Source organism: Acinetobacter zhairuonensis, from assembly GCF_022601715.1.
Lineage (GTDB): Bacteria > Pseudomonadota > Gammaproteobacteria > Pseudomonadales > Moraxellaceae > Acinetobacter.
Genome location: NZ_JAKVIM010000011.1, coordinates 122933 through 134168, shown reverse-complemented (window position 1 = coordinate 134168; position 11236 = coordinate 122933). Strand labels below are relative to the sequence as shown.

Here is an 11236-nt window from a genome sequence, read left to right as displayed (position 1 = left end):
TCCAGTAGAGTGCCATTGGTTTGCAAGTCATTTTCTATGCGCTGCTTTGGCTTTTTATATTTTTGCTGTAGCTCAACCACGCGTTCAAAAAATGCTAGGCCCATCAGGGTCGGCTCACCACCTTGCCAACTAAAGACAATTTCATCGCCAGTCTGCGCTTCAATATATTGTTTGATGTGCAACTCAAGCATCGACTCTGCCATACGTGGCGTTTTTGGCTGATGCAACATGTCTTGTTTATGCAGATAAAAGCAGTAACTACAGTCCAAATTACACTGTGCGCCTGAAGGCTTAATCATGACATGATAACGATAGGTCTCCCCCTGCAATTGCATGGTTCTTAATACTGGGGATTCGGCTTGGGTAGGTATGATGCGCATCTCGTTATTTTCCCCGAAGTTGTTATCATCTTATAGGTAAATGGTTATTTTCATGTTTGATACTAAACAAACCCCCAAATGTGAGCAAGGTCTTATTTGTATGATCCGTAAAGCTTTTATGACCTTTAAATAACAAAAAATAATGGTTATGAGTCACTTATTCAAATACCGTCTGCCTTCCATCCGTTGATGGCTTATACAAAAGTATGTCCTGATTGATTGTTTAATATACGTTTTTATTTTATGTGAAAAAGCAACTTTCTTATCTTTCGATTATAGCGTGACGATTGATCAAACTTTGCAATCCATAATAATGCTTAAGATCTACAACAAGTTTTTTCAATATTGTGCCTTGCCTCATGTACGCATCTTTTGTCGAAATATTGAGTGATTAATATCTTTACTCATGCTTCAACGTTTTAAACCCCATTTTTGTCATGTCTACTTTCTTATCTCAATAAATCTGCTCTGCATAAATCGTATTAACCATCAAAAACCTTATAAATTCAGGACTCACTTTTCAATTGGATCCGTCCACTTCATCTAAGCGTTTTAAAACCTGAATTTGATTAAAATTTTAGAGATTCAACAGAGCCGCTGGAGTCGCTTATTTTTTTTAGATCATCTATTTTAAACAGCTATAGTTTGATCATAATTTGTGCTAATTTTATCGTGTGGTTAATTTATAACAACCTTGCATAACAACACATCGTATAACTAACACCGCTATGCATCTATCGCTTTATTTTTATTACAGTGAATTATAATAAATGGGAGTTTCATATGAATCCAAGATCACCCTTTCTTTATGGGCTTAGACAGTTTAATACTGGCGTGCTCACGCTCACGTTTACCTTACTTCCCTTAGCTCAAGCCATGGCACGCCCCACTCAAGCCGAGGTTGATAAACAAGCCGCAGGAAATGTGACATTTGACCGTACTGTGATCCCTATTACTCCTTATCAAAAGATGGGCAAAATTGATGCGACGATCGAAGGCTCCAGAGCAACATAAAACACAATACTTTGAAATCATTGCCAACCGTGCCATTTATCATGACGGCTGGATGGCGAATACCACGCCAGTACAAGGTCCATGGAACAACAAGTTGGCTGAAAAACCAGCCACTGTGAACGATTACAAGTGGGAACTTTACAATTTAAAAGAAGGCTTCACCCAATCTAAAGACTTAGCTAAGCAGTATCCTGAAAAGTTAGCTGCGATGCAGAAACTCTTTATGCAAGAAGCAGAAAAGAACAAAGTCTTCCCGTTGGATGACCGCTATGTGGAACGTGCCGAACCAGCAAACCGTCCTCAGCATAACGTCGGTCGAACTTCATATACCTATTATGAAGGAACCACGCGTATTACAGAAGGTATGGCACCCGACATGAAGAACCGTTCTTATAGCATCACTGCTGATGTGACCATTCCTGATGGTGGCGCGAATGGTATTCTGATGACGCAAGGCGGCTACTTCGATGGCAATGCATTGTTACTAATGGATGGTAAACCAACCTTCCTATCCGCGCGCTCACTCTACCCTAAAGACAAATCCAAAGTACAAGCACCAAATAAATTGTCTGCGGGTAAACACACCATTAAAGTTGACTTTGCCTATGATGGAGGTGGTGTGGGTAAAGGCGGACAAGCAACGATCTTTGTCGATGGCAAAGAAGTTTCTAAGGGTCGTATCGATGCAACTGCCCCTGTTCGCATCAGTATGGATGAAACCTTGGACATTGGTGAAGATACAGGTACTCCAATCGTGCGCGATTACAAAGCACCGTTCAAGTTCACTAGAGAAATCGAGAAAGTCGTGATTGATCTGAAAAACTAAATGTTCATTCCGTCAGGTTTCGACCTGACGGTTTTCCCTCAAATACCGACTTGATGATCCTCTCAATTCTTCATCTCATTTTTTTCAGAGTTAAAACGAAAATAACTTCTGACCCTGTGCAACCTAAGCCCCCAAGCATGATCGTTTGGCAAGATAGATTTATCACGTAATATCTATTGCAGAGCTAAGCATGACTATAAGGAATTAAATAGCGTGCATTAATACCTATTCTTCGACCACGGCAATCTAATGCCTTAATCATCATGAAATTTTATCGGTGGAAAAGCTTTCCGAATAACTTCCAATTGAAATATATCGCTTCGACTATAATGCCCCGCGGCATCAAGGCTTCTGCGTGCTTTTGCCGCCATTGCGGAGTCGATCTCTACATAAAAGAGCCGTTCTACACCGCCTTGAGGTTCCGAGATGCACTTACCACCTGGTGCATAAACGCTGGCATTGCCTGGATTAATGCACTCTGATTCATCAGGAAAAATCTTCTCACGATGCGGGAAGTTAGACGGAACATCTTTTCCATACATGCAACTCGCCGCACCAACGACGTAACATCCACCTTCTCGAGCAATATGCTGCAACGTGCTTTGCCATAGGTCACTACTGTCCCACGTTGGTGCTAGATAAATATCAATTCCCTGTGCGTACATCGAATATCTGGCGAGCGGCATGTAGCTTTCCCAACAAATCAGCACGCCCACTCTCCCAACTGGCGTATCCACAACGCGTAACCCTCGTGCATCACCAATTCCATGAATCATTCGCTCTGGATTGGTCGGCATAAGCTTGCGGTGTAAATTAAGTAACTTGCCTTCGTGGCTGATAAGCGCGTTGCTGTTAAAGATCGTTGCCCTTGAGAAATCACCCTCTCGCTCATTGAATCCGATACTTACCGAGATGCAACAATCCTTCGCGGTCTGAAGAAGTACCGACAAATCACCTGCGGAAACATCTACCGCATTTTTCAATAAGCTGGCGTGAATATCATTGTAATAGCCCATATCTGCACCTGGCTTCAGCCGCCACGACCAGCTTGGATAACCAGGAATAAAACATTCAGGGAGTACCACCAACTGAGCCCCACTGTTCGCAGCCTCCTCTATAATCGACACCGCTTTGGCAATCGAGGCTTCTTTATCTAAAAGAACTGGTGCGACTTGAGCTACTGCAATTTTCATCATAGCGTTTCCAGTGAACAATTGCTGACTCAGGTTGTGTAACGCAAGTTCTGCCACACATTTGCCAACAGATTAAAATGGAATAAAACGACTATTTTTATAAAAATGATCATTATTTAATCAAATTATATCAAAATCATTTACTCCTCAGTACATATCCCACCAACAAAATTACTCAATCTAATCTCTTTGATTGCTACAAGATAAAAGTATGAAGTCACGATCCGATCATTATTTAATCTTCATAGCTCAATGCGTTAATTTGATTTATTGTAATAATCGGATGTGTAAGTGGCAGTTTCTTAATTAAGCGCAACGAACAGCGTTTGTCCTTCCGTATGCGTTCCCAAGTTCATCCTAATATTTTGATGACATCTGAGGAGTCAGAACAATGCGCTTTGCCAAGTAGAATCATTGAGGGGGTTCTCGTGTTTCGACTTTGCTTTTCTTGAGCCAGTTTTCAGCTCACTACTTTGAATGTAATGTTCTAATTTTAAAGTAAGTCAGGAAGCCTGTTTGCTTCTTTCGAATCCACTACACGATAGCTAACTTTCCACTTATTTAGCCTGCCTCTCAATACTGCAAGCGACAATTAACAAAACCTTAGCGGCTATTTCTTGCCTTTTTATCGTATTTTTTGCACTATATCGCCCCTTCATCTCGTTAAATTCTGTTGTGCTTGTCCTCACTTTTATCTTAACCGTGTGGGCAGCCCGTTCTGATAGGTTCTTGCATGTCTGAGTTAAAACCGAACGCTGATATCTCCCAGCTTCCGCGTATATCTGTTGCCCCGATGATGGATTGGAGCAACTAAAAAAATTAATTAAAAAAATTCAAACACTTAATAAAAACAAAATAAATAATGGTGTAAATTTGGAGTAATTAACCGCTAGTGTAAAAAACTAAGCTACATGCTTTTAATTTATGAAAAATTGACCACGATCAAATGATCAAAGTCTGAGCAACTTTTTCATTTATATTCCACTTAGGTGGAAACCATGGAGCCTCTATATCACCTGTACAACTATACTTCTGTTTGATACGTGTCCTACCAGATATCCCGACAATTTCTGGATGAACCATTCTAGAATATTTATCAACTTCACAAAATAGGTTTTGACAGTCAATCAGCTGTAGAGGTCGTCCCCATAAAGATTTAAAATCAAGCCCCAACCTACTAAACTCTTGCTCTTGATGGTTTGCCATAAATCTAATTAAATCTTGCTCATTCATATTTGACTTACCACTGAAACATTTTCTTAGGCCATCCCGGGCACCGGGACCAGGTATAACAAACTCCATTTCAGAAAAGTCTGTAAGCTCACTATAATTTATATCAGTCACGAATTGATACGCTAGGAAATCTCCTAAAGTTGGATAACTTTTAATAAGTTCGAATGCATCCTTCATTTTATTAATTTTGACTAACTTCCCAGCCAATTTGTCATCCATCATTTTTTGTAATAATTGCAAGTGATTTTGATGCTTTTTAGCAAAACCAAAAGCCTTACTACCCGGCGGCATAATATATGCTGCAGAATATATTCTAGCTTTATTCTCCATAGCAACCTGTAGAACATGGTCATACGCTTGAAAGCTAAAATCCTTATAAGTAATTGCTCCAAAACTTTTTTCTAAAAGTTCCCAAGTTTCTATTTTATTAAAAAGTTTAAAGAGCATAATCCTAAAAAAAATTTCTTCCGCAGAGTTTAGTAGATCATCTCGATAAATTACATTTTTGATTAAATATTGACTTACACGATCTGCAGCACGATATGCATTTGTGAATTTATGAACTTTAAGTACAGGATCGTCAGTCCATGGCATACTTTTCTTATTTAATCTACTAAAATAAATATCCTGCCTTTTACAAGCAAAATCCCAGTAAGTCTCATAAACAGGAGAAATAATTAATGATTTTAAATAATTAGGATAGCCCCCCCCCTCTTTTAAAGAAGAGTTCACTTGCTGCTTTTTATGAATCACGACTTCCGGCTCAATTCAAATTAGGACGAAAATCATATACTCCCATGAGCCGAAAAGCTCGTGGGAGTATATGATTAAGAAACCTCTTATTGTACCGCAGTTTTTTGAAATAAAATAATGCTTGCTAATATCTTCTCTTGGAAATAGCAACTTATGTCAGAAAAAGCTTGTTTTTTTAAAATCAATTACTTTAATTAGCTGGTTATTTTTATTTTCTAAATCGTATAAAATTCTCACTTACAAAAACTATTGTGAAATGGATATAGCTACAAATGAGTTTTGAGGAATCTCTTTATTTTTTTATAAATTACATCCTTATATCCCCCTTCCTATGCTATCTAGCTTTTGGGATACAGCTTCTTTTTAAGCGCTACTCTACAAATATTTCGTCAAATCAACTTTTAGAACAGGAAAAATTATTAAAAGAATTTAAAACAAAATTCTCCAAATCTACTCTCAACCTGAATCTTCAAGGAAGAGAACTATATGCACAAAATATAGCCAAACTCCCAAACATTAGTGGAAGGTTTATTGCATACTGTCTTAAACGTGAGATTCACAACATAAATTATGTAATGTATCTTTTTAACTATACAGGAAACTTAGTAAAAGTACCTGATATCGAAGGCAATAATTATTTGCAAATTTTAGAACAAAAAAATAATGTTCTAAAAAGAGGAATTTTCTTTCCTTTCCTACTTAGCTTAGTCTCTGTTTTAATAGTATTTTTCTACCCAGCATCGTCAAACAATCACATTCTCATTATATATTTAGCTTTCTTTCTATTTTCTACTTGGCTACTTCTAACTTCATTTCCATATCTTTGCATCTATCTTCTAGAAAAAAATACCGAATGCATTTTTTACGAAAAACATTCTGTTCTTGTTAAGGGCTCAAGTAATCTGCCTCAAGATGTAAAGGGTCATGAAAATTTATGTTATCTTATAGAGCGTGCTAAGAGTAGGTTTGGTTTTTTGCATATGTCAGCTCAAAAAATTCTCAAAGAACTTGAAATAAAACAAATGTCTCATGATGACAGATATCATAAAGATGTTTGGGTTTTAAGTACGCAAAGCAAAGCAAAGCATATGGCCGCCCATATTGGGAAATATAGTGGCCAAATACTAGAAGTCATGCGTAATCCAGATATAGATAATGTAAAAATCCAAAAGTATGTAATAGACTCTTTAATTATCAACTTTTCATATGCAAATATTTTCGTACATCGACTAAGTAAACATTTAGACCAGAAGTATCTTGTGCTATCGAGCCTTAAAGAACTCAGAAATGAAATAGCTAAAGATTATTTAAACAGAAAGTCATATACAAATGAAAAAGCAAGCCACGGCCTAGATTTAGCAATGGATATGTGCATTCTTGCTAGTAAAATATTAAAAACAGTTGAATCATTAGATCACGTAGAAAAACATGATTTTAGACAAAATTTCAATAAGTATGTACTTGATATATTTGAAATCCTTATAACTTTCTGTTTTATTTATGATATTGAAGGCATTGAAAACCTTATTGCTGACAGAATGCACGAAGTTGAGGAAAGACACGAATATTTTGAAGAATTTGGAAATTATAAAGATGGCTACAAGGTTATTTAGAAATGTTCTGGAGTGGTAACAAACTATATAGTAAAAAGAAATCTTTAGTTCCATATCATCCAGATACGGCAATAGACTGCGCCTCTTTAGTATTAACCATTGGGACTGAAGTTTATATTACTCCTAATTCTGAAAATGATATTAAAGTTAAAAAAACACTTACAGTCGAAGAGCCACAGTTTATAATTCCTAAAGGACAGTTTGCTCTTCTGATTACCGAAGAAGAAGTACATGTACCCTATCAAAATATAGCTTTTATATCATTTAAAGCAAAATATAAGTATAAAGGTCTAATTAATGTCTCTGGCTTCCATGTCGATCCTGGTTGGAAAGGAAAGCTAACTTTTTCAGTTTATAATGCAGGCCCGAGTGATATTGTTCTTGAAAAGGGAAACCCTTTTGCCTTAATTTGGTATGCTGACTTAGATCAAGAAGGTATATTCAATGGAAATTATGCAAATAATAAATATGTAAAAAAAGATAACCCAATAACTAGTATTTCTAGTGACAAAGTTACAGATATGACTGGTGACATATTTTCGCCCTTTAAACTTAAGAAAGAGATTGAAGAACTTAAAGAAAAATATAATAAGGAAATAATAGAAATAAAAAAAGAAGTACATGCTATCGAAGGAAAATTACTAGTTCGTACAGGACTATTAATTTTTACTTTTATCTCATTAGTAATAGTCATTATCCGACTATTAAAATGAGAGTAATAGCTGAAGATTTCTATCTTTGTGTAGCTTTTCCCAAGCAAAAGGGGAACCATTTAAACCCAATGGAAATTTATTAATAAAATTATTCAAAAAACAATCATGTAACCTATTATCAACATACTTACAACTCGGACCTTTTTTTATAATACCCAAAAGCTCTGAAGGTATTAAAACACCATTGCCACCGAAATAGTAAAAATGAGAACTAATTAATACATTGTCAGTTTTAGTATCAGTAGCTATATTTTTATAATTAAAACTACCATCTTCCTCTGAATGATGTGATGGTAACTGAAGCCATTCATCACCTTCCTTATGGTAAATATTATCACCATATTGAAATTTTCGACTTTGGTTTAAAATAGGTCTTTTATTAACAAACCTCTCATCATACCAGTATTCATTAAATGTTATTTTTTCTGTAACTTTCATTGCAAATACTAATGTATTTCTACTTCCAGATGAGATAGAACTTGTTCCAATAACCCAGTCTCCAACTAAAGCACTTTTTCTAATATCTGGCTTGCATGTAGCTAGAGTACAATATTCAAAAAAAGGGTTAGGAGCGAAACCATAGTCCCTTCTGACGACATACGAAATAATTTTCATATATTAACCACATAAATATCTAGCAACTTTGGGCGAACTATATCCCTCAAACGAATTTTCACCATTTATTGCCTTAACTAAACATGCGCTATTCCAACCAACAATAGCATCAGCATAATTTTCTAATTCTTTAGGTACATCACAACCTTGATGGCCATGTGCCCAAACTCCGACAATTCTTATACCTAGTTTTTGCGCGTACTCAATTTCCCAATTAACCCAATGACTCTCTTTAGTCTTAGGGGTTATATAAACCATAAGCGTAGAGCACTGTCTGATTCTTGGGGCTAAAATTTGATATTTAATATAATCTTCAGCTTTAGCACTATTAGGTTTACTTGAATTAATAGAGAAATCTCTTACATCAAAACCTTTCATTTTTATTAAATCTTTAGTTTTCCTCAGTCCATCATCATCCTCATGAACATGACTTATAAAGATATTTTTTCTTGCCATATTTAAATATACCTAAAGTTTTAGTTACAAAATTGAGGAAAAATTAAACCATATGAAGATTACCACTCTAACATCATATAGTACAGAATCAAAAAATTAAAAAAATATAGTAGGAATTAACTGATGAAAGTTAATTTTTCCCATAAAAATAAAGAGAGTTAATATTTAATTAAGTAAAAGTTAAGAATCCACTACTAAAAATATTTAAATTTCATTTTAAAAAAACAATATAATTAAGAATTTCTAACAAATATAATGTATTACGTATTAAACTTTAGTTGCAAGTAATACTAAAAATTCAACCAAACAAAAAATTATTGCTTAACGTATAATATACAAATAATTTAATTTGCAAAAATCCAAAATGAACTCTAAGTATAGACCACCATTAGCCATAAACTTCGTTTGGCATCCAGATGATCATTCCACCCATTTTCAAAATATTACTAAATTTCGGCAATATCTAACTAGAGACATTGACAGACCTTTTTCTCGAGAATTAAACATTCCGACTTTTCTATATAGTTCAAGGAATATAAGAATAGTTCCAAATCAAATAAAGAAATGGGCCAAAAAAAACATTGTTTTTTTGTTTCTGAGTGAAAATACTTTAATAAATAGTAATTGGAATGAATATATCGAAAATATTTCTTCAGAATTTGGAATTATTCCAGTAGCACTAGACGAGTCGGCATTAAAACATGCTAATTACGGTCTCTTAAAGGATAAAAATTTTGTACGTGCTTATAATTGGCCACAAGTAAATTACCAAGAATTTTTTATTCTAATGCTATCGCATGAAATTTATCGTTTAGGATTTAATGAAACAAGCACTACTAAAACAGGTATAGACTCTTCATTGAAAATATTCCTTAGCCATGCAAAAGCTGATGTTCAAGGTATTGGCTTAGCTATGGAAATTAAGAATTTTATTGATAATACATCTATACAAAGATTTTTTGATACTACTGATATTTCGCCTTGTTTTAATTTCGATGAAGAAATAGTAAAAAACCTTAAAGAGTCTACTGTAATTGCAATAGGCAGCGACAAATATTCCTCACGCTATTGGTGTCAAAGAGAAATTCTCATGGCAAAAGAGGAAAGAAGGCCTATTGTTTTTGTAAATACCCTAGAACACTATGAGGATCGGATTTTTCCTGCCGCAGTAAACATTCCCAACATACATGTTTCACATGATACTAGTATTAGAAGTAAAGAAATTTTAAGAATTCTAATTGCTACATTATTAGAAACTATTAGGTTCAATTACTCAAAGATACTTTTGGATTACTATAAAGAGCAAAATTGGATTCCAGAAAACTCAGTAATTTTTTCAAGACCTCCAGAGGTTAATCAAATTATTACATTGCTCAAAAACAAAGATGATAAAGATAGACAAGAAGTTCTCAATATTTGTTATCCTGAACCTCCTGTTTATCCAGAAGAAATTAGCTGGATTAACCATTTCGAAAGTAAATCCTCGGATGGAGAAATCATAAACAAAATACAAGCTAGAACACCTCTATGGTCTATTTCCGATATAAAACAATCAAGTAAAAATATTGGAATTTCCATTTCAGACTACAAAGAGGATCAATATGAAAAACAGAACCAGCATATTGATGAACTGAAAAGGTTATCTCAAGTTTTAGCCGGTCACTTATTATCCAGAAAACATAAATTAATATATGGTGGTGATCTTCGTGAAGATGGATTTACACAGTTTATTCTTGATGAGGCTTTAATTATTCAAAATAGAATAATGGACAATTCACTACGAGTTGAAAATCATTTAGCATGGCCTCTTTTTATAGATCCCAAAGTAAAGAGTTTCAAGGCCAAATACCATGGTATTTTACATATTGAAGAGTATGATGCCCCAAATGATATACCCCTAAATAATGAAGTTTTTTTACCACCAAATTGTTCTGAAAATCTATATATTTGGTCTAGAAGTTTAACTAATATGCGGGAACTTTCTATAAGAAAATCTGATTTAAGAATAATTTCTGCAGGTAAGTCATCAGATTATAAAGGAAAGATGCCTGGTGTATTAGAAGAATTTATAATTTCTATGAAAATTCAAAAACCTATTTATTTATTAGGTGGATTTGGCGGAATAACAAACAAAATTACCACATCTATTATAAATCAAGAGCTAGCACCAGAATTAACTGAAGAATGGCAAATCCAGAATAATGCAGGTTATGCAAAATTACAGGAGATTTCTACAAGTAAAGGATTTGGAGCAGACTATAGTGAAGTTAAGAATCTAATTAATTCTACTAATATAGAAATTTTAGCTAATAATACTGGACTTAGCACAGAGGAGTACAAAAGATTAATGATTACTCCATTCATAGATGAAGCTGTTCACTTAATACTAAAAGGCTTAACAGCAATCTCAACTTCTCAATAAGCCCTGAAGGAGCAACTT

At 34.7% G+C, this 11236-nt stretch carries 10 protein-coding genes; 5 read left to right on the top strand and 5 right to left on the bottom strand.

Translation table 11 applies throughout. From position 1 onward, the window contains the following. On the bottom strand, nucleotides 1-380 hold a 380-nt coding region (locus MKI85_RS10620; RefSeq protein ID WP_241627613.1), incomplete at its 3' end, for a radical SAM protein. Between the two features lie 783 nt (nucleotides 381-1163). Between MKI85_RS10620 and MKI85_RS10615 the strand changes: the two genes are divergently transcribed. Further along, complete coding sequence (locus MKI85_RS10615) at nucleotides 1164-1394, top strand: hypothetical protein (RefSeq protein ID WP_241627612.1); 231 nt, start codon at nucleotides 1164-1166, stop codon at nucleotides 1392-1394. After that, nucleotides 1363-2220, top strand: coding sequence for a hypothetical protein (locus tag MKI85_RS10610; RefSeq protein ID WP_241627611.1), 858 nt, complete (start codon nucleotides 1363-1365; stop codon nucleotides 2218-2220). Before MKI85_RS10615 ends, MKI85_RS10610 begins: the two co-directional genes overlap by 32 nt. Nucleotides 2221-2474: 254 nt before the next feature. On the opposite strand, the gene MKI85_RS10605 is transcribed toward MKI85_RS10610, so the two are convergent. Both MKI85_RS10605 and MKI85_RS10600 read right to left on the bottom strand, forming a co-directional pair. Next, nucleotides 2475-3416 carry a carbon-nitrogen hydrolase family protein gene (locus MKI85_RS10605; protein ID WP_241627610.1) on the bottom strand — a complete coding sequence of 314 codons (942 nt, stop codon included), beginning with the start codon at nucleotides 3414-3416 and terminating at the stop codon, nucleotides 2475-2477. A 939-nt stretch (nucleotides 3417-4355) separates the two neighbouring features. Beyond that, a complete protein-coding gene (locus tag MKI85_RS10600; protein ID WP_241627609.1) occupies nucleotides 4356-5399 on the bottom strand; it encodes a nucleotide kinase domain-containing protein in 1044 nt (347 codons plus the stop codon). 272 nt (nucleotides 5400-5671) lie between these two features. Between MKI85_RS10600 and MKI85_RS10595 the strand changes: the two genes are divergently transcribed. Beyond that, nucleotides 5672-7012, top strand: coding sequence for a hypothetical protein (locus tag MKI85_RS10595; protein ID WP_241627607.1), 1341 nt, complete (start codon nucleotides 5672-5674; stop codon nucleotides 7010-7012). A gap of 2 nt (nucleotides 7013-7014) precedes the next feature. After that, the gene (locus MKI85_RS10590) at nucleotides 7015-7725 is read left to right on the top strand and encodes a dCTP deaminase domain-containing protein (protein WP_241627605.1); all 711 of its coding nucleotides are present in this window, start codon (nucleotides 7015-7017) and stop codon (nucleotides 7723-7725) included. Here MKI85_RS10590 and MKI85_RS10585 read toward each other — a convergent pair. Further along, nucleotides 7717-8340 carry an Nmad2 family putative nucleotide modification protein gene (locus MKI85_RS10585; protein ID WP_241627603.1) on the bottom strand — a complete coding sequence of 208 codons (624 nt, stop codon included), beginning with the start codon at nucleotides 8338-8340 and terminating at the stop codon, nucleotides 7717-7719. The two genes, MKI85_RS10590 and MKI85_RS10585, sit on opposite strands and share 9 nt — an antisense overlap. A gap of 3 nt (nucleotides 8341-8343) precedes the next feature. Continuing rightward, the gene (locus MKI85_RS10580; RefSeq protein ID WP_241627601.1) at nucleotides 8344-8796 is read right to left on the bottom strand and encodes a TIR domain-containing protein; all 453 of its coding nucleotides are present in this window, start codon (nucleotides 8794-8796) and stop codon (nucleotides 8344-8346) included. A 364-nt stretch (nucleotides 8797-9160) separates the two neighbouring features. Here MKI85_RS10580 and MKI85_RS10575 point away from each other — a divergent pair, with 364 nt between their 5' ends. Then, nucleotides 9161-11218 (top strand): TIR domain-containing protein, encoded by a 2058-nt coding sequence (locus MKI85_RS10575; RefSeq protein WP_241627599.1) that lies wholly within the window; start codon nucleotides 9161-9163, stop codon nucleotides 11216-11218. The last annotated feature ends 18 nt before the right edge of the window (nucleotides 11219-11236 follow it).

Excerpts from the sequence above, each read along its gene's own strand:
- MKI85_RS10590 (WP_241627605.1), top strand. The coding sequence starts at position 7,015 with ATGTTCTGGAGTGGTAACAAACTATATAGTAAAAAGAAATCTTTAGTT.
- MKI85_RS10605 (WP_241627610.1), bottom strand. The coding sequence starts at position 3,416 with ATGATGAAAATTGCAGTAGCTCAAGTCGCACCAGTTCTTTTAGATAAA.
- MKI85_RS10580 (WP_241627601.1), bottom strand. The coding sequence starts at position 8,796 with ATGGCAAGAAAAAATATCTTTATAAGTCATGTTCATGAGGATGATGAT.
- MKI85_RS10595 (WP_241627607.1), top strand. The coding sequence starts at position 5,672 with ATGAGTTTTGAGGAATCTCTTTATTTTTTTATAAATTACATCCTTATA.
- MKI85_RS10585 (WP_241627603.1), bottom strand. The coding sequence starts at position 8,340 with ATGAAAATTATTTCGTATGTCGTCAGAAGGGACTATGGTTTCGCTCCT.
- MKI85_RS10610 (WP_241627611.1), top strand. The coding sequence starts at position 1,363 with ATGCGACGATCGAAGGCTCCAGAGCAACATAAAACACAATACTTTGAA.
- MKI85_RS10615 (WP_241627612.1), top strand. The coding sequence starts at position 1,164 with ATGAATCCAAGATCACCCTTTCTTTATGGGCTTAGACAGTTTAATACT.
- MKI85_RS10575 (WP_241627599.1), top strand. The coding sequence starts at position 9,161 with ATGAACTCTAAGTATAGACCACCATTAGCCATAAACTTCGTTTGGCAT.